Origin of the sequence: Sphingomonas sp. (assembly GCF_035910975.1) — a bacterium.
Lineage (GTDB): Bacteria > Pseudomonadota > Alphaproteobacteria > Sphingomonadales > Sphingomonadaceae > Sphingomonas.
Genome location: NZ_JAMHWM010000029.1, coordinates 410,150 through 431,928, shown reverse-complemented (window position 1 = coordinate 431,928; position 21,779 = coordinate 410,150). Strand labels below are relative to the sequence as shown.

The window sequence follows — 21,779 nt, the reverse complement described above, 5'->3', positions numbered from 1 at the left end:
GCACGTTGGCGGGAGAATGGTGACCCCTACGAGAATCGAACTCGTGTTTTCGCCGTGAGAGGGCGACGTCCTGACCGCTAGACGAAGGGGCCGTCCGGCTGGAGGCGGGCGCTTAGGGCAGCGGCGCGGCGGCGTCAAGCCGCGAGCTTGCGCCGTTCCACCATCTCAAGGTTGAGCATCTCCGCCAGCAGGAAGGCGAGTTCCAGGCTCTGCCCGGCGTTGAGGCGCGGGTCGCAATGCGTGTGGTAACGATCGGCGAGCGACTGTTCGGTCACGTCGATCGCACCGCCGGTGCACTCCGTTACATTCTGGCCGGTCATCTCGCAGTGGATGCCCCCGGCGAACGACCCTTCCGCGCGGTGGACGGCGAAGAAACCGCGGACTTCCGCCAGGATGCGCTCGAACGGCCGTGTCTTGTAGCCGTTGGCGGCCTTTACGACATTGCCGTGCATCGGGTCGCAGCTCCAGACGACCGGGTGCCCCTCGCGCTGTACCGCGCGAACGAGTTTGGGCAGGCCGTCCTCGATCTTGTCGTGGCCGTAGCGGGTGATGAGCGTCATGCGGCCGGGCAAGCGCGCCGGATTGAGCGTGTCGAGCAGGCGCAGCAGCGCGTCGGGTTCCAGGCTCGGGCCGCACTTCATGCCGATCGGGTTGCCGATGCCGCGCAGGTATTCGACATGCGCCGAGCCTTCGAAGCGCGTGCGATCGCCGATCCAAAGCATGTGGGCGGAGGTGTCATACCAGTCGCCGGTCAGCGAATCCTGCCGGGTCAGCGCCTGTTCGTACCGTAGCAGCAGAGCTTCGTGGCTGGTGTAGAATTGCGTGGCCTTGAGCTGGGGTACGCGCTCCGCGTCGATGCCGCAGGCGGCCATGAACTCCAGCGCCTCGCCGATGCGGTCGGCGAGATCCTCATAGCGCTTCGCCCAGGGCGAGCGGCCCATGAAGTCGTGCGTCCAGCGGTGGACCTGATGCAGGTTGGCGTAGCCGCCGCTGGCGAAGGCGCGCAGCAGGTTGAGCGTCGCCGCCGACTGCGAATAGGCGCGGATCAGCCGTTGCGGATCGGGGGCCCGGCTTTCGGGGGTGAAGGCGATGTCGTTCACGATATCGCCGCGGTAGCTGGGCAGTTCTACCCCGCCGATATCCTCCATTGGCGCCGATCGCGGCTTGGCGAACTGTCCGGCCATGCGCCCGACCTTCACGACCGGCAACTTCGACGCGAAGGTCAGCACCACCGCCATCTGGAGGATGACGCGGAAGGTGTCGCGGATGTTGTTCGGGTGGAACTCCGCGAAGCTTTCCGCGCAGTCGCCGCCCTGGAGCAGGAACGCCTTGCCCGCCGCGACCTGGGCGAGATCGGCGGTAAGATCCCGCGCTTCGCCGGCGAAGACCAGCGGGGGGAAGCTGGCGAGTTGGTCCGTCGCGGCGTCGAGCGCCACGGCATCGGGGTAATCGGGCATCTGGCGCGCATCGGCGGCGGTCCAGCTGGAGGGGGACCAGTCGGCGGCCATGATGTTCTCCGTCACATAGGGTTGCGCCCAGTCGGCGTGATGGGCGATGCCGTTCGCCGCGATCTGGTTGGCGACGCGGGCGCTGGCGCGCTTGCCGTCCTCTTCCCAGCCCTGGACGGTTGATCCCGCCGCCCCGAACCACGCCCCGAACGCGGCGCGGCTGAGGTGGCGGTCGTCGCGGAACTTGCGGATCTTGGCGCCGGCGAGTGTCGTCATGCGGCGCGCTTACGCCGTCAGGGTAAGTCCTGGCAAGCGCAATTTCCCAGAAGGAGTAAATTACGACCGGTTATAGCGCGCGTCGAACTCGTCCTCCGGCATCACCAGATAACGGATGAAATCGATGAATGCCCACAGGCCGGTCACCACCAGCCCGAAGAACGTGCAGGTGAGCACCAGCATCGCGATCCCGCTGCCGGTGCGGCCGAGATAGAAGCGGTGGACGCCGAACACGCCGACGAAGAACGCCAGCAACGCCGCCGCCACCTTGTTGCGCGGACTGCGCTGTCGCGATGGCTGCTGTGGAGCTTCATGCAGCGTGACGGGCGTCGTGGCGGGAACGCGGTAGATGCTGAGCGCGCGCGTTTCGGACGTCTCGAAATCGACCTGTGCGCCGACCGACGGGCCGGTCTTGTCGCCCCAGTCCTCGGGCCGGAAGCGGTAGCGGCGGCCATCGTCGCCCGCGATCTGCCCGTCGCCACTGACCCGATCGACGCCAAGAACCTGTCCGCGCATTCAAACTCCTCCAGGCGATGCCGCGTACAGGTGCGGTCGCGCGATTTCGTCGTCAATATCCCGCGTCGAGATCGACCATGTTTTTCATCGACCTGCCCGCCAGAAAGGCATCGAGATTGTCGAGGAAGAGCGCCGACGCGCGGCGGAACATGCCCGTCTGGCTGCGACCCGACAGATGCATCGTCAGCAGCGCGTTGGGCGTCGTCCACAGGGGGTGATCGGCGGGCAGCGGCTCCGGCGTGACGGTATCGAGGAAGGCGCCGGCGACGCGGCGGGCGTTGAGCGCGTCGATCAGCGCATCCTGATCGACCATGTCGCCGCGGGCGATGTTGATGAGCCAGGCGCCGGGCCGCATCGCGGCGAGTTCGGTCGCGCCGACCAGCGCCTGGGTTTCGCCGGTCGAGGGCGCGGCGAGGACCAGCCAGTCGAACTCGCCGATCCGCGACTTCCACGCATCGGGCGCCAGCGTGCCGTCGCGGCCCGAACGGGTGACGCCAGTCACGTCCACGCCGAATGCGGCGAGCCGGTCGCCGATCAGCCGTCCGATCGTGCCATAGCCGACGATCAGCGCGCGGGTGCCGTCGAGTTCGGTGGTGCCCGGTGCGGCGGTGCTCCATTCGCACCGGTCGGCCTGCCGGACGACCTCGTCATAGCGTTTTGCCGCGACCAGCACGCCCATCACGGCATATTCGGCGACCGCTACGGCGTTGATGCCGACGCCGTTGGTCAGCACCGTGCCGCGCGCCCTGAGCAGCGCGGTGTCGAAGGCGTCGATGCCGGCGAAGATCGTCGAGACCCAGCGCAGGCGCGTGCCCGCCGCGACCGCCGCCGCCGTTGCGCCGGGTTGCTGCATATCGACCCAGGCGATGTCGGCGTCGGCGATCATGGCGATCGCCTGCTCACGACTGGCGAACCAGTCGACGGTGAGGTCGGCGGGCAGGTGCTGCTCGATCAGTGGTCGGGCCAGGGCGGGGAGGACGGCTTTCACAGGTCGAGCCTCCAGTCCCAGCCCAGTGCATCGCCGTCCATCACTTCGACACCCGATGCCGCCAGTTCGTCGCGGATCGCGTCGGATCGGGCGAAATCCTTCGCCGCGCGAGCTTCGCGACGTTCGGCGAGGCGAGCCTCGATCACCGCTTCGTCGATCGCGGCGTTGGCCGGGCGCAGGCGCAGTTCCTCGCGGGTGACCATCGCGAGGCGCAGGCCGAGTGCGCGGTCGATCTTGCGCACCGCGGTGAAGCGGTCGCCGGCATGGCCCTTGCCGCCCGCCACCTGTTCGAGCAGCACCAGCGCGCGGGCGGTGTTGAGGTCGTCGCCGACCGCCGCCTTCGCCTCGTCCACTTCGGGCGTCTCCAGCGAGCCGCGCGGTTCGGCATCGAAGCGCTCGCGCAGCTTCTCGACCGTGCCGACCAGCCGCTTGAGCCGGGTCAGCGCCGCGCCCAGGCTTTCCCAGGTGAATTCCAGCTCGCTGCGGTAATGCGCCTGAAGGCACATCAGGCGATAGGCGAGGGGGTGGACGCCGGCATCGACCAGCACCTGCAACGTCAGGAACTGGCCGGTGGATTTCGACATCTTGCCGCCGCGATCAACCAGAAAGTTGTTGTGCATCCAGATGCGCGCTCCGGGATCGCTGCACGCGCAATAGGCCTGATTCTGCGCGATCTCGTTCGGGTGGTGGATCTCGCGGTGATCGATCCCGCCGGTATGGATGTCGAACGGGTGGCCGAGCCGCGCATGGCTCATCACCGAGCATTCGAGGTGCCAGCCCGGCGCACCCCTGCCCCAGGGTGAATCCCATTCCATCTGGCGCTGCTCGCCCGGCGGGGAGGCGCGCCAGATCGCGAAGTCCTGGGGGTTGCGCTTGCCGGAGACGGGATCGATGCGGCTTTCGCCGTCATCGGTCGCGGCGCGGGCCAGGCTGCCATAGTCGGGCACCCGGGACACGTCGAAATAGAGGCCGCCGTCGAGCCGGTAGCAGTCCTTTTCGATGGCCTTGGCGAACTCGATCATCTGGGGCACGTAATCGGTCGCGACGGTCCATTCGGCCGGTTCGGTGATGTTGAGGCGGCGGACGTCGCGGCGGAACGCCTGGGTATAGTGGGCGGCGATATCCCAGATCGATTTGGCCTGCGCCGCGGCGGCCTTTTCCATCTTGTCCTCGCCCGCGTCGGCATCGCTGGTCAGGTGGCCGACATCGGTGATGTTGATGATGTGGGTCAGGTCGTAGCCGTTCCAGCGCAGCGTGCGGCCGAGCGTATCGGCGAAGATGAAGGCGCGCATGTTGCCGATGTGCTGATAGGCATAGACCGTCGGTCCGCAGGTGTAGACGCGCGCCTCGTCCTTGCCGTCCTTGCCGGTGCCCTTGTGGATCGGCGCGAAGGGTTCGAGGCTGCGGGTGAGGCTGTTGTAGAGCTTGAGCGTCATGCCGGCGCCTCTAGCAAATGAAACCGAGAGTTACATTCCCCTTGCCGCGTGCGCCACGCGGGAGCGCAAAGGTGACGGCAACGCGGTCCATCGGTCAGCCTTCGTCACTTTTGTCACCTTCGTCACTTTTGCCACCGACCATCCCGTTATCGGCGAAGAAGAGAGCGGAAAATCTCCAACATTGGAAGCGGCTTCAGCGGCTGCCTCGCCATAGCCGGGCCAGGCCGCGCGATCGCAGGATAGCGTGGGCGGCATTGTGCCCTGGCGCGCCGGTGACGCCGCCGCCGGGATGGGTGCCCGCGCCGCACATCCACAGGCCGGGTATCGGCGAACGGTAGCCGCCGTGGCCGAGCACCGGGCGCGCCGACCACAACTGATCGAGGCTCATGCGGCCGTGGAAGATGTCGCCGCCGGCAAGACCGAACTTGCGTTCGAGATCGAGCGGCGAGTGGATCTGCCGCGCGAGGACCGAGGCGGCGAAGCCCGGGGCGTAGCGCTCGATCACCGCGAAGATCGCGTCGGCCGCGTCCTCCCGCTCGTCGTCCCAGCATCGCCCGGCGGGCAGGGTGGGAGAGAAGCCCTGGCAGAACAGGCTGGCGACATGCGCGCCGGCGGGCGCGAGGCTGTCGTCGAGGGTGGAGGGGATCAGCATCTCGACGACGGGCGAGCGGCTCCAGCCGTCGCGCCGCGCCTCGTCGAGGGCGGCGTCCATATAGTCGAGGTCGGGCGCGAGGATGATGCCAGCGGAGAGGTGCGGCCCCGCGCCGGGGCGGGCGGTGAAATCGGGCAGGCGCGACAGCGCGACGTTCATGCGGAAACTGCCCGAGCCGACCGCATAGGACGCGATGCGGGTGCGGAAATCGGCTGGCAGGTCGGACGGGTCGACGAGCCGTTCGTAGAGCGGCTTTGGGCCGACATTGGCGATGACCAGCGTCGCGGCGATTTCCTCGCCGCTGACGAGGCGGACGCCGGCCGCTTTGCCACTATCGGACAGGATGCGCTCGACCGGCGCCTCCGTGCGCAACGTCACGCCGGCATCGCGGCACGCCGCCGCCATCGCCTGCGTGATCGCGCCCATGCCGCCGATCGCATGGCCCCAGGCACCCTTGCGGCCGTTGACCTCGCCGAACACGTGGTGGAGCAGCACATAGGCCGATCCGGGCGTCGACGGCCCGGCATGGTTGCCGACCACCGAATCGAAACCGAACACCGCCTTCACCGCATCGCTTTCGAACCAGCGATCCAGGAATTCGCGCGCGTTGCGGGTGAACAGGTCGAGCAGGTCGCGCTGCGATTCGATGCCGAGCCTGACGAAGCGGCGGCCCTGGCGTGCGGCATCGTAGAGCGACCCCAGCCCGTCGCCGGCGTTGGGCGGTATCTCCAGCGCCAGATCGCGCAGCACGTCGGCGATGCGATCGAGCGCGGCGCCATAGACGGGCAGAGCAGCCGCGTCGCGGGCGGAGAAGCGTGCGACCTCCGTCGCGGTATCCGGCCCGCCCATCGCCAGCGACCGGCCGTCGGGCAGCGGCAGGAAGTTCGCGACCGGGCGTTCGACGACGCGGTAGCCATGATCGTGCAGCCGCATGTCGGCGATCACGCGCGGCTGGAGCAGGCTGACGGTGTAGCTGGCGGTCGAGTTGCGAAAGCCGGGGGCGAATTCCTCCGTCACCGCCGCGCCGCCGAGCACCTCTCGCGCCTCCAGCACGCAGACGTTCAGCCCTGCGCGGGCGAGGTAGAAGGCGCAGACGAGGCCGTTGTGGCCGCCGCCGACGATCAGGGCATCGAAACGCCGGGTCATGCGCCGGTGCTCAGGCCGGCGCCAGATCGACCAGGCCCTCGCGCTGCAACTCCTCCAGCAGCGCTTCCACGTCGGGGCGGGCGTCGGCCGGCGTGACCTCGAACTCCTCGCTCAGCGTCTCGCACAATTGCGTCACGGTGCGCGGCGTCTCGATCAACGCCCAGATGCGCGTCGCGGTGGGGTTGAAGCCGTAGCAATAGCCGTTGTCGATGTGCAGGCCGAGCAGTTCGCCGTCGACCTCCGCCTCGATCAGCCCCTCGCGCCGGCTGGCGATCCTGTCCGCGCCCATTTTCTGTCCCGAATCCCCGGATATGATCCGGCGACCCTACCGGCCACGGCGGGCCCCGCGCAACGCCGCGGCGGTTGACATGCGCGCGCCGCCGCCGCATCTGCCCGCCTCCACGCTATCGAGGCCCGATGGCGGAGTGGTGACGCAGAGGACTGCAAATCCTTGCACCCGGGTTCGATTCCCGGTCGGGCCTCCATTCCTGACCCATCGGAGCGCTTGGCGACGCGATGCGTGCGCGGTAGAGCGCTGGTGAGATCAACTAGTGTATTGCATGACTAAAACAGTTGTGCGATGTCGGGAGCGATGATGACGGCCACGACCAGCGATGCGAACGAGCTTGCCCGCCACGCCATGGTGGTCAGCCAGCTGAGGACGAGCGCGGTCAACGATCCGCGGGTGGTGGAGGCGATGGCGTCCGTCCCGCGTGAGGATTTCGTCGGCGAGGAAAATCGCGCGACGGCATATCGTGATCGCGAGCTGCCGCTGGGCGGTGGGCGACAGCAGAACACTCCGCTGGCGACCGGGCTGTTGCTGGTGCAGGCCGATGTCCAGCCGACCGAGAGCGTGCTGCTGATCGGTGCGGCGGGCGGCTATACCGCCGCACTGCTTTCGCGGCTGGGTGGACGGGTCGTCGCGGTGGAAAGCGATGCGACGCTTGCCGGGGCGGCGCGAGTGGCGCTTGCCCCGAACGGCAACGTCGAGCTGGTCGAAGGGCCGCTGGCGCAGGGCGCGGCTGAGGCCGGGCCGTTCGACGTGCTGGTGATCGACGGTGCGGTCGGCGAACTGCCTGACACGCTGGTGCGGCAGGTGCGGCCGGGTGGCCGCGTCGTCGCCGGGCTGGTGGAAGGCGGCGTCGCCCGGCTGGCCGCCGGGGTGCGCGGCGAAGGCGTCGTGCTGGTGCCGTTTTCCGATATCGAATCGATTGTCCTGCCGGGCTTCGAGCGCCCGCGTGCCTTCCATTTTCCGGGGTGATGATGCGTCGTTTTCTCGTCACGTCCGCCGCGCTGGCGGCGCTGGTTACCGGCGGTGCCGGCACCGCATCGGCCCAGACGCTGCGCGATGCGCTGGCCCAGGCCTATCGCAGCAATCCGACGATCACGGCGGAACGCGCGACGCTGCGCGCCAATGACGAGAATGTGCCGATCCAGCGCGCCTCGGGCTTGCCGGGGGTGTCCTCGTCGGGCGGATACAGCGAGAATCTGTATGACAGTGGCGGCGGCGCGGGCCCGCTGCGTTCGGCGACCGGGCGAGTCGATCTGAGCGTTCCGGTATACACCGGCGGTGCGGTGCGCGGGTCCGTCCGCGCGGCGGAGACGCGGATCGAGGCGGGGCGCGCGGCGCTGCGCGGGACGGAGGCGGATCTGTTCACCCAGGTCGTCGCCGCCTACAACGACGTGATCCGCGATGAAGCGATCGTGCGGCTCAACCAGCTCAACGTCCGCGTGCTCCGGACCAACCTCCAGGCCGCGCGCGACCGGTTCGAAGTGGGCGATCTGACCCGTACCGACGTCGCCCAGTCGGAAGCGCGGCTGGCGCTGGCCGAAGGGCAGTTGCGCAACGTCGAGGCCGGGCTGATCGGCAGCCGCGAGAATTACATCCGCGTCGTCGGCACGCCCGCCGGTACGCTGCAGGCGCCGCCGCCGCTGCCCAATCTGCCGGCCGATCCGCAGGCGGCGGTCGAGGTCGCGCTGGCGAGCAATCCCGACCTGGAAGCCGCGCAGAAGCAGCGCGATGCGACCCGATATGACGTGCAGGTGGCGCGCGCGGGCCGGCTGCCGCGCGTGGGCGTGAGCGTGGGCACGGCGTATCAGAATTATCTCGGTTCGGTCGGCAATGCCGCCGCGCTTGCCGGCTTTCGCAACGATTCTCTGGGGCTGACCGGCGGCGTCAACCTGACGCTGCCGCTGTTCCAGGGCGGTCGCCCCGCCGCGCAGGTGCGTCAGGCCGAGGCGCGGCGTTCGGCAGCGATCGAGAATGTCACCTTCGCCGAACGCGGCGTCGTGTCGCAGACGCGCTCCGCCTATGCCAACTGGCAGTCGGCGTTGCAGGTGATCGCCAGTTCCGAAGTGGCGGTCGAGGCCAACAAGCTGAGCCTGGAGGGCGTCCGCGCCGAAAACAGCGTCGGCACGCGCACGATCCTGGATATCCTCAACGCCGAACAGGAACTGCTGAATTCGCAGGTCACGCTGGTGAGCGCGCGGCGCAACGCCTATGTCGCGGGCTTCGCGCTGCTGGCGGCGATGGGCCGGGCCGAGGCCGACGACCTGAACCTGGGCGATATCGGGCCGCTGTACGACCCCGTCCAGAATTACGATCGGGTCCGCCGGCGAATCGGCGACTGGGGCGGCGACGGCGAGCCAGCGGCGGTGGCGACGCGCACCACCGACACCGCGCCGCAGACCCCGGCGGTGGCGGCGGACCCAACGCTTGGCGATCCCGCGTTGCAGCGTCCGGTTGACAGCACGGGGCGCAATCCCGCAGGAACACCTCGTTAACCACGGTTTCTGGCGCGGAGAAGGGTTCGGCATGGGGGATGTCAGTTCCGAACCGACGATGGAAGAGATCCTGTCCTCGATCAAACGCGTGATCGAGGAGAGCGAATCGGCGCCGTCGGCCGTGCGTGCCCGCCGGCCCGCGCGCGAGGCGCGTGACCTGCCCCCGGCCGAAGACGTTCTCGAACTGAGCGAGCGCGCGCCGTTTCCCGTCGCCGAGAAGCTGCCGGCATCGGCGGCGACCCGCGCGAGCTCCGCCGAACCGGCACCGGCTGCCCAAAGCCATAACCAGGCCCCGCAGCGCGAATCGATCGTGTCGCGCGACGCGGCGGAGGCGAGTCGCGGCGCGCTGGAGGCCTTGTCGCGGCTGATCGTCAAGCCGGAGGTCGCCGGTGGCGACACGCTGGAGGGGCTGGTCCGCGAGATGCTCCGCCCGATGCTGCGCGAGTGGCTCGACGCCAACCTGCCGCAGGTTGTGGAGGCGATGGTCGCCAAGGAGATTGCGCGCATTTCGGGCAGCGACCTCTGATCGCCTGAGCGGGACTCACGGCCCGGTTGCACGGGGCTCCGCGCTGATCCACACAGCGGGGATGAAAGCGTTCCTGTCCGCCGCGACCGCCCTGGTCGCGATCGCCGCCGCTCCGGCTTCCGCCCGCCAACTGACGATCGACGACGTGACGATGCTGTCGCGCGTCGCGGCGCCCGCCGTGTCGAAGGACGGGCGATGGCTGGTCTGGCAGCAGCGCGAGACCGACCTTGCCGCCAATCGCGGCCGGTTCGACCTGTGGCGACTCGATCTGACGCGGAAGGGCGCGGCGCCGGAGAAGCTGGCGGCCGAGGCCGACGTCAACGAAACCAGCCCGCAGATCGTTGGCGATGCCGTCTATTTCCAGTCCGACAAGGGCGGCGACGACGCGATCTGGGCGATCCCGCTGGCCGGCGGGGAAGCGCGCAGGCTGACGGGTTTCCAGGGCGGCTTCGGCGGCTTCAAGGTCGCGCCGACCGGCGACAGGATCGCTGTCTGGGCCGATCGCAAGCCCGGCGCGCCGAGCCTTGCGCCCGCGATGGTGAAAAAGGACCCCAACGCCGGTTCGGGCCGCACCTATGACCAACTGTTCGTGCGGCACTGGGATACATGGTCGACCGGCGACCGATCGCAGCTGTTCGTGCTGCCACTGGGCGCGGACGGCGCCTCAGGGGACGGTGTCGCGGTGGTAGGTGGGCTGGTGGGCGATACGCCGTCCAAGCCGTTCGGCGGGGGCGAGGAAATCGCGTGGAGCGCTGACGGTCGCACGATCTACTTCACCCTACGCGAAGCGGGGCGGATCGAGGCGACGTCGACCAACCTCGATATCTTCGCGGCACCCGCCGACGGATCGGCCGCGCCGGTCAACCTGACGAAGGCGAACGCGGCGACCGACACGCTGCCCGCCGTCTCGCCCGACGGCAAGTGGCTGGCGTGGGCGGCGATGAAACGGCCGACGTACGAGGCCGACCGGCAGGTGCTGATGCTGCGCAACCTGGCGACCGGCGAGGTCCGCGCGCTGACCGAGGGGTGGGACCGGTCGGTCGGATCGATCGACTGGGCGCCCGATTCGAAGCGCATTCTGGTGACCGCGCAGGATACGCAGGAGAACCCGGTCTGGTCGGTCGACGCCGCGTCGGGCAAGATCACCCGGCTGACGCAGGAAGGCAATGTCTCCGCACTGGTGCCAACCGCGAAGGGCGTCATCTACGCGATGAACAGCCTGGTCGCGCCTGACGATTTCTACCGGCTGGAAGGCAAGCGCACGGACCGGTTGACCAGCGTCAACGCGGCCCGGCTCAAGGACATCGACTGGCCGGGCGTCACGCGCTTCACCTTCAAGGGAGCGAACGACGACACCGTGTGGGGCTATGCTGTGCGGCCGGCTGGCAGCACCGGCCGCGTTCCCATTGCGTACATGGTCCACGGCGGACCACAGGGATCGAGCAACAACAGCTGGTCCTACCGCTGGAATCCGGCGCTGTTCGCCGGCGCCGGATACGGGCTGGTCGCGGTCGATTTCCACGGCAGCACCGGATACGGGCAGGCCTTCACCGACAGCATCCAGAACAACTGGGGCGGCTGGCCGCTGGAGGATTTGCAGAAGGGCCTGGCTGCGGCGACCGCGAAATTCGACTGGCTGGACGGCGACAATGCCTGCGCGCTGGGGGCCTCCTACGGCGGCTATATGATGAACTGGATCGCCGGCCAGTGGCCCGACCGGTTCAAATGCCTGGTCCAGCACGACGGCGTGTTCGACGCGCGCGCCATGGCCTATGAAACCGAGGAACTGTGGTTCGACGAATGGGAACACGGCCAGAAGGCCTATTTCGAAGATCCGGCCGCCTATGAGCGGTGGAACCCGGTGAACCATGTCGACAAGTGGAAGACACCGATGCTGGTCATCACCGGCGAAAGGGATTTCCGCATCCCCTATACGCAGGGGCTGGCCAGCTTCACCGCGCTCCAGCGGCGCAACATCCCGTCCCGCCTGGTGGTGTTCCCGGACGAGAACCACTGGGTGCTGAAAGCGAAGAATTCGCGGCAATGGTATGGCGAGGTGCTGGGGTGGATGGACCGGTGGACGGGGAAGGCGAAGTAGGCTTTGCGCCTTGTCGACCAAACACCTATATTCGGGGGGCAGGAGGCAGCGATGAAACGGCTGACGATCAAGATTGTCGATGGTCCTCTGAGTGAGGATGCACCTGCCAAGGCCAAGTATCGCGTCGCCCAGGCCGACAGCGGCGCGATGAAGGTTCGTATTGTCGATGCCGACAGCCCCACCTTTGGCGCGGATTTCCGGGCGGCCTTTGCCGAGAACGTCCGCCGTGCGCGGCGCGAGAACAGGGCGTTGAAGGCAGGCGCGTGACAACAACCGTTCGCGCGCCCGTCCGGCCACGCTTGTGGATCGTCGCGGGGCCGAACGGATCGGGCAAAAGCTCGGCCTATGATCGCAGTGATGTCGATGAGTTCGGCGGATCCGTGTGGATCATCAATCCTGACCTGCTGACAACGCGATTACGGGACACCGAAGGGTTGGCGCTGGGCGAGGCGAATCTCGCAGCCATCCAACGGATAGAATCCTGGCTCGACAGTTCGATCGAGGTCCATCAGACGATCGGTGTCGAGACGGTACTGTCGACCGGAAAGTATCGCCGGCTGGTCGAGAAGGCGAAGGAGCGCGGGTTTGAGGTGCGGCTGATCTACGTGTTCCTCGCAAGCGCGGAATTGCAGATTGAGCGTATCCGTCTGCGTGTCGCAAAGGGTGGTCATGACGTCCCCGAGCAGAAGGTGCGGGAACGACGCGAACGGTCGTTCGACCAGCTTGCATGGTTCTTCGCGGAGGCCGACAAGGCGTGGCTGTTCGACAATTCCGGGGCCGAGCCGGAACTCGTCGGCCACAAGGACGGCAAGATGGCCGCGCTCGGTACCCGCCTCATCCCCGAACTCATGACGCGACTGACCGGCTGACAGGCGTTCCCTTGACCGGGAACCCCGGCTATGCGCCCGGCATGACCGACCTGCCGAAGACGTTCGATCCCGCCGCCATCGAGGCGAAATGGTATGCGCATTGGGAAGGCGAGGGGCTGTTCCGTCCCGATCGCCCCGGTGCCGAGCCGTGGACGATCGTCAATCCGCCGCCCAACGTCACCGGGTCGCTGCACATCGGCCACGCGCTCGACAACACGTTGCAGGACGTGCTGGTCCGCCATGCGCGGTTGAAGGGCAAGGACGCGCTGTGGGTTGTGGGCACCGACCATGCCGGCATCGCGACGCAGATGGTGGTCGAGCGGCAGTTGAACGCCGCCGGGCAGAAGCGCACCGATTTCACCCGCGATCAGTTCGTCGGGAAAGTATGGGACTGGAAGGCCGAGAGCGGCGGCGAGATCACCCGCCAGCTGCGCCGGCTGGGTTGTTCGATGGACTGGGCCAACGAACGCTTCACGATGGACGAGGGCTTTTCGAAGGCGGTCCTGAAGGTGTTCGTCGATCTGCACCGGCAGGGGCTGCTGTATCGCGACAAGCGCCTGGTGAACTGGGATCCGGGCCTCGGCACCGCGATCAGCGACCTGGAGGTCGAGACGCGCGAGGTGAAGGGCAGTTTCTGGAAACTGCGCTATCCGTTGGAAAGCGGCGACGGCTTCATCGAGGTGGCGACGACGCGGCCCGAGACGATGCTGGCCGACATGGCGGTGGCGGTGCATCCCGACGATGCGCGCTATACCGCGCTGATCGGGAAGAAGGTGCGCCTGCCGATCACCGGGCGGCTGATCCCCATCGTCGCCGACGAACATGCCGATCCCGAACTGGGATCCGGCGCGGTGAAGATCACGCCGGGGCACGACTTCAACGATTTCGAGGTGGGCAAGCGCGCCGGGTTCAAGGCCGGCGAGATGCTCAACATGCTCGATGCCAGGGCGCGGGTGATCCAGACCGCGGACGGGCTGATCCCGGCCGACCTGCTGGGCCTGACGACCGCGGAGGCGCGCGCGGCGGTGGTGACGCTGCTCAAGGACGGCCGCGTCCTGGTGCCGCATATCGACAAGGAGGGCGTCGAGCATGACGCCGAGCCGCGCACGATCCAGACGCCCTATGGCGACCGTTCGGGCGTGGTGATCGAGCCGTGGCTGACCGACCAATGGTATGTCGACGCCGAGACGCTGGCGAAGCGGCCGATCGAGGCGGTGCGTTCGGGCGAGATCAGGATCGTGCCCAAGAGCTGGGAGAAGACCTTCTTCAACTGGATGGAGAACATCCAGCCGTGGTGCGTGTCGCGCCAGCTTTGGTGGGGGCACCAGATCCCGGCGTGGTTCGATGGCGACGGCAATGCCTATGTCGCCGAAACCGAGGCCGAAGCACAGTTGCAGGCCGGGGAGGGCGTTGCCCTTACCCGCGATCCCGATGTGCTCGACACGTGGTTCTCCTCCGCGCTGTGGCCGTTCGCGACGATGGGCTGGCCCGATGAAAAGCCTTCTCCCCTTCAGGGGAGAGGGTTGGGAGAGGGGGAGGATGTCTCACCGAGCTCGTCATCTGCGGCACTCCCCCTCTCCCCGGCCCTCTCCCCTGAAGGGGAGAGGGAGGGGATGCCGGAATGGCGCCGCCGGTATCCCAACGACGTGCTGGTTTCCGGCTTCGACATCCTGTTCTTCTGGGATGCCCGGATGATGATGCAGGGCATGCATTTCCTGAAGGAGGTGCCGTTCCGCACGCTCTACCTCCATGGCCTCGTCCGCGCGGCGGATGGCGCGAAAATGTCGAAATCAAAGGGCAACACGGTCGATCCGCTCGGCCTGATCGACAGATACGGCGCGGACGCGCTGCGCTTCTTCATGGCGGCGATGGAAAGCCAGGGCCGCGACATCAAGATGGATGAGAAGCGGGTCGAGGGATATCGCAACTTCGCGACCAAGCTGTGGAACGCGACGCGCTTTGCCATGAGCAACGGCATCGGCGCGTCGGACGGGCTGGAGCCGCCGCAAGCGACCCTGGCGGTCAATAAATGGATCATCGGCGAGACGGTGGCGACGATCCAGGCGATGGACCTGGCGCTGGCCGATTACCGTTTCGATGCGGCGGCGGATGCGATCTACCAGTTCGTGTGGAGCCGGTTCTGCGACTGGTATCTGGAACTCATCAAGCCGGTATTGCAGGGCGAGGGCGCCGAAGGGGCGGAGGAGACGCGCAAGGTGGCGGGCTGGGTGCTCGACCAAATCCTGGTGCTGCTCCACCCATTCATGCCGTTCATCACCGAGGAGCTGTGGTCGGCGCTGGGCGATCGGCCCAACTACCCGCTCATCACCGCCAAATGGCCGGTGGCGGATGCGCGCGCGCTCGATCCGGAGGCGGGGAGGGAGATTGACTGGCTGATCCGGCTGGTGAGTGAGGTGCGCAGCAGTCGTACCGAACTCAACGTGCCCCCGGGCGCGCGGCTGCCGATCCACGTCCGCGACGCATCGGGCGCCACCGTTGCACGGCTGGCGCGGCAGGCGGCGGTGATCGCACGGCTGGCCCGCGTCGATCAGGCGGATGGCGAGGCGCCGGCTGGCGGCTCGCTCCAGATCGTCGTCGACGAGGCGACATTCGTGATCCCGCTGGGTGACGTCGTGGACCTCGACGCAGAACGCGCGCGCCTGACCAAGTCGATTACGGCGGCGGAGAAGGAGCGCGATGCGCTGGCCGGGCGGCTGGGCAACGCCAGCTTCGTCGAGCGCGCCAAGCCCGAGGCGGTCGAGAAGGCGCGGGCGGATCATGCCGAGAAGGCGGCGGAGGCCGAACGGCTTTCGGCGGCGCTGGCGCGGCTGGGGTAAACTTGTACCGTTCGTGCTGAGCCTGTCGAAGCACTGTCCTTCTTTCCTCGCCGGATAGCTTGCGGCACGAAGAAAGGCAGCCCTTCGACAGGCTCAGGGCGAACGGCTTTCAGTCACTCCGCCGGCACCATCACATCGATCGCGCCGGCGGCGACCTTCGCCGTCACCGGCGTCTTCGCCAGCACCTCGCCATCGATGGAGACCGGCAGGCGGGGGCGGGTGTCGAGCTTGATCGATTTGCCGCGGAACACGACGACGTCGTCGCGCCGTGCCTCCAGCCGCAGCACCGTTGCGGCCCAGTTGGCGAGCAGGCGGCGCTTGAAATTGCCGCGCACGCATTCGACGACGATCTCGCCATTGTCGATCTCGGCTTCCTCCATCATCTCCTCCCCGCCGTGGAAGCGGCCGTTGGCGATGCGGACCTCGACGACCTTCAGCGACTGTGGGCCACGGCCGACATCGACCGTGAGCCAGAAGGGGCGGAACCGGGCATATTGCAGCGCGGCCCAGCCCAGATAGCCCGCGCGGCCGAGGTATTTCTTCAGATTGTGCGGCACGCTCTCCGCGATCTGCGGCGCGATCCCCAGGGTCGCGGCGTTGGCGAAATAATCGCCGTCGATCATGCCCAGATCGATGCGGCGCGGATGCCCTTCGCTCAGCACCTTCACCGCGCCTTCGACGTCGAGCGGGATGCCCAGCGTGCGGCAGAAGCTGTTGGCGGTGCCCAGCGGCAGTACGCCCAGCGTCACGCCCTTGCCAACCAGCAGATCGACCAGCCCGCTGACCGTCCCGTCGCCGCCGCCGAGGATGACGAGGTCCGGCTTCCTCGCCAATGCGCGCTCGACCGTCACCTCGAGATCCTCGGGATCTTCGACGGCATGGGCATCGACGGTGAAGGGCGCGCTGGCCAGCGCGGTGCGCGCCTGGTCGAACAGCGCCTGTCCCTTGCGCGACTTCGCGTTGACGATCAACGCGGCGGATCGAAAATCTGTCATCGCGCGCTGCAACGCACGGACGCGGTTTCGGATGCGTAACGCTTGCCCAGATAGATGTGATGCCGCACAAGCTTCGCCCATGTCCCGCTTTCCTGCGCTCCGCCTGCGCCGCACCCGTGCCTCGGCGTGGAGCCGGCGCCTCCATGCCGAAACGGTGCTGACGCCGGCCGACCTGATCTGGCCGCTGTTCGTCACCGAGGGCGCGGACGAGGAACCGATCGCCAGCCTGCCCGGCGTGTCGCGCTGGTCGATTGCGGAGGTGGCGAAGCGCGCGAAGGAGGCGGAAGCCGCCGGCGTTCCGTGCATCGCGCTGTTCCCCAACACGCCGGCCGCGCTGCGCAGCGATGACGGGGCGGAGGCGTTCAACCCCGACAACCTGATGTGCCGCGCAATCCGCGCGATCAAGGATGCGGCGCCGGGCGTCGGCGTGCTGACCGACGTCGCGCTCGATCCCTATACCAGCCATGGGCACGACGGTTTGGTCGATGCGACCGGCTATGTCCTGAACGACGAGACCGCCGAAGTGCTGGTGCGCCAGGCGTTGGTGCAGGCGGAAGCAGGGGCCGATATCGTCGCGCCGTCCGACATGATGGATGGCCGCGTGGGGCTGATCCGCGAGGGGCTGGAGGCCGGCGGCCACCGCAACGTCCAGATCATGGCCTATGCCGCGAAATACGCCAGCGCCTTCTACGGCCCGTTCCGTGATGCAGTGGGCAGCCGCGGGCTGCTGAAGGGCGACAAGACGACCTATCAGATGGACCCGGCCAACGCCGAGGAAGCGCTGCGCGAGGTCGCGCTCGACCTCGACGAGGGCGCCGACAGCGTGATGGTGAAGCCTGGTCTGCCCTATCTCGACATCGTGGTGCGGGTGAAGGAGGCGTTCGGCGTGCCGGTGTTCGCGTATCAGGTGTCCGGCGAATATGCGATGATCGAGGCGGCGGCGGCGGCCGGGGCGGGAGACCGTGACGCGCTGGTCCTGGAGACGTTGATGGCGTTCAAGCGCGCGGGCTGTTCGGGTGTGCTCACCTATCACGCGCTCCATGCCGCACGGCTGCTCGGCGCGTGATCGAAACGCAGCGGCTGATCCTGCGCCGCTGGCGGCAGGAGGATATCGCCCCCTTCCACGCGATGGGGCAGGACACAGAGGTCATGCGCTTCATCGGCCCGCCGATGAGTCTGGCCGATTGCGAGGCGGCGAAGGCGCGGATGGATGCTTTCGCGGACACTACCGGCAGCTGTTTCTGGGCGGTCGAGCGGCGATCGGACGGCGCGTTTCTGGGCTTTTGCGGGATCAAGCCGGGGCCGGACGGCACGCCGATCGCCGGAGCGGCGGAGATCGGCTGGCGGTTGCGGCGCGACGCCTGGGGGCAGGGCTATGCCCGCGAAGGCGCGGCGGCATGTATCGCGCGCGGCTGGAGCGACGGGCTGGATCACATCAGCGCGATCACCGTTGCGGCCAACGAGCAAAGCTGGGGGCTGATGGAGCGATTGGGCATGACGCGCGTGACGAACGGCGATTTCGATCATCCCGCGGTGCCGGACGGCAGCCCGCTCAAGCGTCACCGGACCTGGCGGATCGACCGCGCGGCATGAGCGAGGAAGCCATCACGCAAGCGCCAGCGCGCAACCTGCGTCCGCTGTTCGTCGCGACGATCCTGGCCGGATCGTTCCTGCTGTTCCTGGTCCAGCCGATGGTCGCCCGGATGGCGTTGCCGCGGCTGGGCGGGGCGCCGGCCGTGTGGAACTCGGCGATGCTGGTGTATCAGGCGCTGCTACTCGGCGGCTATGCCTATGCCCATTGGCTGGGCAAGCTGCCGCTGCGCACCGGATCGCTGATCCACCTGGGCCTGCTGGCGATCGCCGCGCTGTGGCTGCCGATCGGCCTGTTCGCCTTCGCCATGCCCGCCAATGCCGAACCGGCGCTGTGGGTGCCGTGGCTGCTCGGCGCGTCGATCGGCCCGCTGTTCTTCGCCGTCTCCGCCCAGGCGCCGCTGATGCAGCGCTGGTATGCCGCGAGCGAGCCGGGGCGCGACCCCTATGCGCTCTATGCCGCATCGAACGTCGGCAGTTTCGGCGGGCTGATCGCCTATCCGCTGATCGTCGAGCCGACCATGGCGCTGCATTCGCAGAGCTGGCTGTGGAGTGCCGGATACGTCCTGCTGATCCTGCTCGTCGCCGCCTGCGCCTGGATGCTTCCGCGCGGGGCAGGGCGTCCGACCGGGGACTCCGCCGCGCAGACCAGCCCCGCGCCGACCAAAGGGCGGGTGGCGCTGTGGATCGCCCTGGCCTTCGTTCCTTCGGGCCTGATGCTCGCGACATCGACCTTCCTGACGACAGATATCGTCGCGGTCCCGTTGCTGTGGGTGCTGCCGCTGGGGCTGTACCTGCTGAGCTTCACCGTCGCCTTCGCCGATCGCCGGGGCCTTGCGCAGGCGATCACGCGGTTCGCGCCGGTCACCATCCTGCTGTTCGGCGGGGTGATGATCGCCGGACACCAGCAGATGCCGTATCTGAACGCGCTGATGGCGCTGCTGCTGCTGTTCATGGTCGCGGTCGCGCTGCACAGCCGGATGTACGACCTGCGCCCCGCGCCGGATCGGCTGACCGGCTTCTATCTGGCGATGTCGGTCGGCGGCGCGCTGGGCGGCGTATTCGCCGGGCTGCTCGCGCCGGTGGTGTTCGACTGGACCTATGAATATCCGTTGCTGGTGCTGGCGGCGGGCGCACTGGCGCCGCAGGCGTTCCTGTTGCCGATCATCGCCCGCCTGTGGCGCAGCGACGATACCGGCAGCGCGATCCGGCTGGCGGTGACGGCGGTTCTGGTGGTCGCGATCGTCTGGGTCGGCCTCGCCAACCCCGGCAATTTGCTGGGCGACAAGCATGAGAATATCGCGTTCCTGGCGATGGCGGCGGTCGGCATCGTCGTGGTCGGCGTTCGCCTGCCCTACATGATCGTGCTGGCGGGGGCGCTGTTCCTGTTCGGCGGATATCGCGCGCTGCAGACCAGCTTCGACGGCGACATGCGCACCCGCAGCTATTTCGGCGTCTATACGGTGCGCGAGTATAGCGACGTCCGCACCCTCGCGCACGGCACCACGCTCCACGGCATCCAGCTGCTCGGATCGCCCGAGCGCGAACGCTATCCGACCAGCTATTACATCATGGGTTCGGGCGTTGGCCGCGCGCTGCTCGAGGCGCCCAAGTTCTACGGCGCCAACGCGCGGATCGGCATCGTCGGGCTGGGGACGGGAACGCTCGCCTGCTACGCGAAGCCGGGCCAGAAATGGCGCTTTTACGAGATCGATCCGATGGTGGTCGATCTGGCGCGCGATCCGCGCAAGTTCAGCTTCCTGTCGCGCTGCCTGCCCGATGCCGACGTCGTCGTCGGCGACGCGCGGATGCGGCTGGCGGAGGAAGCGGCGGGCAGCTTCGATATTCTCGCGCTCGACGCTTTTTCGTCCGACGCGGTGCCGATGCACCTGATGACCCGCGAGGCCTTCGAGACCTATGGCCGCGTGCTGCCCAGGAACGGCCTGCTGCTCGTCCACGTCTCGAACCGCTTCCTGGATCTCGAGCCTGTCGTCGCGGCGTCGGGCGCGACCGGCAAGTGGCTCGGGGCGATGATGTCCTACCACCCGCACGAGAGCGAGGGCGAGCAGGCCGCGTCGAGCGACTGGATCGCGCTGACGCGCGACCCGTCGACCTTCGCCCGCCTCATCAGTGATGGCGGGGACTGGCGCCCGCTGAGCCCGCGACCGGGCTTCACCGCGTGGAGCGACGATTACGCGACGATCCTGCCAGTACTGCGCAGCCTGCGTTAGCGCGTCAGGCGCCGGCCTCGGCCTTGAATCGCGTCTCGACGACGATCTGGCGGTCGAGTTCGGCCTGCGCGGCGGCGATCGCAGCTTCGAGTGCCGGATAGGGCAGTTTCGCCGCGCTGGCGCGTTCGATCGCCAATGCCTCGATATCGACCATCGCCGAGTCGGTCGCGGTGCGCAGCTGCTGCAACTCGCCGATCGCCGCCTGTCCGTCGAGCCAGCGATCCGATCCCTCGGCAGCGCCCTTGCCGCGACCGATCCGCGCGGCGAGATCGCGTTCCGCGGCGGAAAAGGCGCGCGCGGCGGCGTCGAATGCCGCGACCCGGCGCGCAGTCTCCGCGTCCAGCGCAGTGTCTACCGTGTCGGCCGGGTTCGCCGCGGGCGCCGCCGGCTCGGCATCGCCGCGGCTCTCGATCGGGCGCGGCAGCAGCGAGGGCGCATCGGGGACGGTGCCCGCGCAACCGGCGAGCAGCAGGGGCAGGGCTATGAGGGTGCGGCGCATCGCTTTTCCGTAGGGATGTGAAAAACCGCGCGCAACGGGGTTGCGCTCCAAGCGCTCCCCTTCTATTGGCCCACCTCCACCGCGCGCCCGTAGCTCAGCTGGATAGAGCATCAGACTACGAATCTGAGGGTCGGACGTTCGAATCGTTCCGGGCGCGCCAATTTTTCAATAGCTTAGCGATGTCCCGACGGGGACATTCCGACTATTCCGAAGTCGGGATTCCGACTTTCCTCGCGACGTGCGCTGAACAGGATGCGCGTCGTCACGCGATACAGGTTGACGATCGCCGGATTGCGGATCGGCGACGCCTTCGCGGCGATCGATCAGGGGCGAGGCCGCACCGTACCGGCGCCATCGGGCACGCGGGTGCCCAGCGTGAGCAGGCGGCGCGGATCGAACGGGCCGGGCAGGCGCCAGCCGGCGGTGCGCACGGCGGTGAAGCCGAAGAAGCGGCCGTAATATTCGGGGTCGCCGATCAGCATCAGCGCGTCCGCCCCCGCGACATCGCCCGTCGCCGCGCGATCGAGCATGTGGTGGGTCAGCACGCGCCCGATCCCGCCGCGCTGGATCGCCGGCTCGACCGCGACCGGACCGATCAGCACCATCGGCACATCGTGCCCGTCGTCGGCGTCGAATCGCACTGGCCAGCTCTGCAGCGTAGCTTGCAGCGCGCCCGCATCGTCGCGCATCGCGAAGCTCAGCTCGGGAATCGCTTGGCTCCCGGCGCGCAGGCGATAGGCGGTGCGGGTCCGGCGATCGGCCCCGAACGCGCGGTCGAGCAGCGATTCGACATCGGCGGCGGGAATATCGGCGATCGGGGCGATGGGCATCGGCGGTCCGGGCTGGAGGAGAGGCGCGCGCTTTAGCGGCGCCGCGCGCCCGTGCAAG

Annotated in this window: 19 protein-coding genes and 3 tRNA genes; 12 read left to right on the top strand and 10 right to left on the bottom strand. The window is 68.1% G+C overall.

From position 1 onward, the window contains the following. Positions 1–17: 17 nt before the first annotated feature. The 7 genes from VYI76_RS08510 to VYI76_RS08480 all read right to left on the bottom strand — a co-directional run bounded on the left by VYI76_RS08510 (position 18) and on the right by VYI76_RS08480 (position 6,751). Positions 18–92 (bottom strand) — tRNA-Glu (locus VYI76_RS08510). A gap of 42 nt (positions 93–134) precedes the next feature. Next, positions 135–1,508: a class II 3-deoxy-7-phosphoheptulonate synthase gene (locus VYI76_RS08505; RefSeq protein ID WP_326525066.1), complete on the bottom strand. Its 1,374-nt coding sequence runs from the start codon at positions 1,506–1,508 to the stop codon at positions 135–137. A gap of 276 nt (positions 1,509–1,784) precedes the next feature. Continuing rightward, positions 1,785–2,240 (bottom strand): TM2 domain-containing protein, encoded by a 456-nt coding sequence (locus VYI76_RS08500; protein ID WP_326524330.1) that lies wholly within the window; start codon positions 2,238–2,240, stop codon positions 1,785–1,787. Positions 2,241–2,292: 52 nt separating this feature from the next. Continuing rightward, entirely contained in the window at positions 2,293–3,228 is a 936-nt protein-coding gene (locus VYI76_RS08495; RefSeq protein ID WP_326524329.1) for a D-2-hydroxyacid dehydrogenase, read from the bottom strand. Next, the gene (gene cysS, locus VYI76_RS08490; RefSeq protein WP_326524328.1) at positions 3,225–4,664 is read right to left on the bottom strand and encodes a cysteine--tRNA ligase; all 1,440 of its coding nucleotides are present in this window, start codon (positions 4,662–4,664) and stop codon (positions 3,225–3,227) included. The genes VYI76_RS08495 and cysS overlap by 4 nt, the downstream gene beginning before the upstream one ends. 193 nt (positions 4,665–4,857) lie before the next feature. Then, on the bottom strand, positions 4,858–6,462 hold the full coding sequence (locus VYI76_RS08485) for a phytoene desaturase family protein (RefSeq protein WP_326524327.1): 1,605 nt from the start codon (positions 6,460–6,462) through the stop codon (positions 4,858–4,860). Between the two features lie 10 nt (positions 6,463–6,472). Beyond that, positions 6,473–6,751 carry a PqqD family protein gene (locus tag VYI76_RS08480; protein WP_326524326.1) on the bottom strand — a complete coding sequence of 93 codons (279 nt, stop codon included), beginning with the start codon at positions 6,749–6,751 and terminating at the stop codon, positions 6,473–6,475. 122 nt (positions 6,752–6,873) lie between these two features. On the opposite strand from VYI76_RS08480, the gene VYI76_RS08475 reads away from it, so the two are divergent. From VYI76_RS08475 to VYI76_RS08440, 8 genes are all read left to right on the top strand, one after another. Next, positions 6,874–6,947 (top strand) — tRNA-Cys (locus tag VYI76_RS08475). 110 nt (positions 6,948–7,057) lie between these two features. Further along, positions 7,058–7,723 carry a protein-L-isoaspartate O-methyltransferase family protein gene (locus VYI76_RS08470; RefSeq protein ID WP_326525065.1) on the top strand — a complete coding sequence of 222 codons (666 nt, stop codon included), beginning with the start codon at positions 7,058–7,060 and terminating at the stop codon, positions 7,721–7,723. Beyond that, positions 7,723–9,246 (top strand): TolC family outer membrane protein, encoded by a 1,524-nt coding sequence (locus tag VYI76_RS08465; RefSeq protein ID WP_443018918.1) that lies wholly within the window; start codon positions 7,723–7,725, stop codon positions 9,244–9,246. Before VYI76_RS08470 ends, VYI76_RS08465 begins: the two co-directional genes overlap by 1 nt. 31 nt (positions 9,247–9,277) lie before the next feature. After that, positions 9,278–9,772, top strand: a complete 495-nt coding sequence (locus tag VYI76_RS08460; protein ID WP_326524325.1) for a DUF2497 domain-containing protein — start codon at positions 9,278–9,280, stop codon at positions 9,770–9,772. Positions 9,773–9,833: 61 nt separating this feature from the next. Continuing rightward, positions 9,834–11,870 (top strand): S9 family peptidase, encoded by a 2,037-nt coding sequence (locus VYI76_RS08455; RefSeq protein WP_326524324.1) that lies wholly within the window; start codon positions 9,834–9,836, stop codon positions 11,868–11,870. Positions 11,871–11,921: 51 nt separating this feature from the next. Beyond that, entirely contained in the window at positions 11,922–12,137 is a 216-nt protein-coding gene (locus VYI76_RS08450; protein ID WP_326524323.1) for a hypothetical protein, read from the top strand. Continuing rightward, positions 12,134–12,739, top strand: a complete 606-nt coding sequence (locus VYI76_RS08445; RefSeq protein WP_326524322.1) for an AAA family ATPase — start codon at positions 12,134–12,136, stop codon at positions 12,737–12,739. Before VYI76_RS08450 ends, VYI76_RS08445 begins: the two co-directional genes overlap by 4 nt. Before the next feature lie 41 nt (positions 12,740–12,780). After that, positions 12,781–15,576, top strand: coding sequence for a valine--tRNA ligase (locus VYI76_RS08440; RefSeq protein ID WP_326524321.1), 2,796 nt, complete (start codon positions 12,781–12,783; stop codon positions 15,574–15,576). 113 nt (positions 15,577–15,689) lie between these two features. Here the strand turns inward: VYI76_RS08440 and VYI76_RS08435 are convergent, their stop codons facing one another. Further along, a complete protein-coding gene (locus tag VYI76_RS08435; protein WP_326524320.1) occupies positions 15,690–16,571 on the bottom strand; it encodes a diacylglycerol/lipid kinase family protein in 882 nt (293 codons plus the stop codon). Between the two features lie 79 nt (positions 16,572–16,650). Here VYI76_RS08435 and hemB point away from each other — a divergent pair, with 79 nt between their 5' ends. The 3 genes from hemB to VYI76_RS08420 are packed head-to-tail and all read left to right on the top strand — an operon-like array spanning position 16,651 to position 20,392. Next, complete coding sequence (hemB, locus tag VYI76_RS08430) at positions 16,651–17,637, top strand: porphobilinogen synthase (RefSeq protein ID WP_326524319.1); 987 nt, start codon at positions 16,651–16,653, stop codon at positions 17,635–17,637. After that, complete coding sequence (locus VYI76_RS08425; RefSeq protein ID WP_326524318.1) at positions 17,634–18,164, top strand: GNAT family N-acetyltransferase; 531 nt, start codon at positions 17,634–17,636, stop codon at positions 18,162–18,164. Before hemB ends, VYI76_RS08425 begins: the two co-directional genes overlap by 4 nt. Next, positions 18,161–20,392 carry a fused MFS/spermidine synthase gene (locus VYI76_RS08420; RefSeq protein ID WP_326524317.1) on the top strand — a complete coding sequence of 744 codons (2,232 nt, stop codon included), beginning with the start codon at positions 18,161–18,163 and terminating at the stop codon, positions 20,390–20,392. Before VYI76_RS08425 ends, VYI76_RS08420 begins: the two co-directional genes overlap by 4 nt. A 4-nt stretch (positions 20,393–20,396) precedes the next feature. On the opposite strand, the gene VYI76_RS08415 is transcribed toward VYI76_RS08420, so the two are convergent. Next, entirely contained in the window at positions 20,397–20,891 is a 495-nt protein-coding gene (locus tag VYI76_RS08415; RefSeq protein ID WP_326524316.1) for a hypothetical protein, read from the bottom strand. A gap of 83 nt (positions 20,892–20,974) precedes the next feature. Between VYI76_RS08415 and VYI76_RS08410 the strand changes: the two genes are divergently transcribed. Next, positions 20,975–21,051 (top strand) — tRNA-Arg (locus tag VYI76_RS08410). A 163-nt stretch (positions 21,052–21,214) separates the two neighbouring features. Here the strand turns inward: VYI76_RS08410 and VYI76_RS08405 are convergent. After that, positions 21,215–21,721, bottom strand: coding sequence for a GNAT family N-acetyltransferase (locus VYI76_RS08405; RefSeq protein ID WP_326524315.1), 507 nt, complete (start codon positions 21,719–21,721; stop codon positions 21,215–21,217). Positions 21,722–21,779 lie beyond the last annotated feature (58 nt).

Excerpts from the sequence above, each read along its gene's own strand:
- VYI76_RS08415 (WP_326524316.1), bottom strand. The coding sequence starts at position 20,891 with ATGCGCCGCACCCTCATAGCCCTGCCCCTGCTGCTCGCCGGTTGCGCG.
- VYI76_RS08440 (WP_326524321.1), top strand. The coding sequence starts at position 12,781 with ATGACCGACCTGCCGAAGACGTTCGATCCCGCCGCCATCGAGGCGAAA.
- cysS (WP_326524328.1), bottom strand. The coding sequence starts at position 4,664 with ATGACGCTCAAGCTCTACAACAGCCTCACCCGCAGCCTCGAACCCTTC.
- VYI76_RS08500 (WP_326524330.1), bottom strand. The coding sequence starts at position 2,240 with ATGCGCGGACAGGTTCTTGGCGTCGATCGGGTCAGTGGCGACGGGCAG.
- VYI76_RS08470 (WP_326525065.1), top strand. The coding sequence starts at position 7,058 with ATGACGGCCACGACCAGCGATGCGAACGAGCTTGCCCGCCACGCCATG.
- VYI76_RS08450 (WP_326524323.1), top strand. The coding sequence starts at position 11,922 with ATGAAACGGCTGACGATCAAGATTGTCGATGGTCCTCTGAGTGAGGAT.
- VYI76_RS08465 (WP_443018918.1), top strand. The coding sequence starts at position 7,723 with ATGATGCGTCGTTTTCTCGTCACGTCCGCCGCGCTGGCGGCGCTGGTT.
- VYI76_RS08435 (WP_326524320.1), bottom strand. The coding sequence starts at position 16,571 with ATGACAGATTTTCGATCCGCCGCGTTGATCGTCAACGCGAAGTCGCGC.
- VYI76_RS08505 (WP_326525066.1), bottom strand. The coding sequence starts at position 1,508 with ATGGCCGCCGACTGGTCCCCCTCCAGCTGGACCGCCGCCGATGCGCGC.
- VYI76_RS08405 (WP_326524315.1), bottom strand. The coding sequence starts at position 21,721 with ATGCCCATCGCCCCGATCGCCGATATTCCCGCCGCCGATGTCGAATCG.
- VYI76_RS08455 (WP_326524324.1), top strand. The coding sequence starts at position 9,834 with ATGAAAGCGTTCCTGTCCGCCGCGACCGCCCTGGTCGCGATCGCCGCC.
- hemB (WP_326524319.1), top strand. The coding sequence starts at position 16,651 with ATGTCCCGCTTTCCTGCGCTCCGCCTGCGCCGCACCCGTGCCTCGGCG.
- VYI76_RS08460 (WP_326524325.1), top strand. The coding sequence starts at position 9,278 with ATGGGGGATGTCAGTTCCGAACCGACGATGGAAGAGATCCTGTCCTCG.
- VYI76_RS08420 (WP_326524317.1), top strand. The coding sequence starts at position 18,161 with ATGAGCGAGGAAGCCATCACGCAAGCGCCAGCGCGCAACCTGCGTCCG.
- VYI76_RS08485 (WP_326524327.1), bottom strand. The coding sequence starts at position 6,462 with ATGACCCGGCGTTTCGATGCCCTGATCGTCGGCGGCGGCCACAACGGC.
- VYI76_RS08480 (WP_326524326.1), bottom strand. The coding sequence starts at position 6,751 with ATGGGCGCGGACAGGATCGCCAGCCGGCGCGAGGGGCTGATCGAGGCG.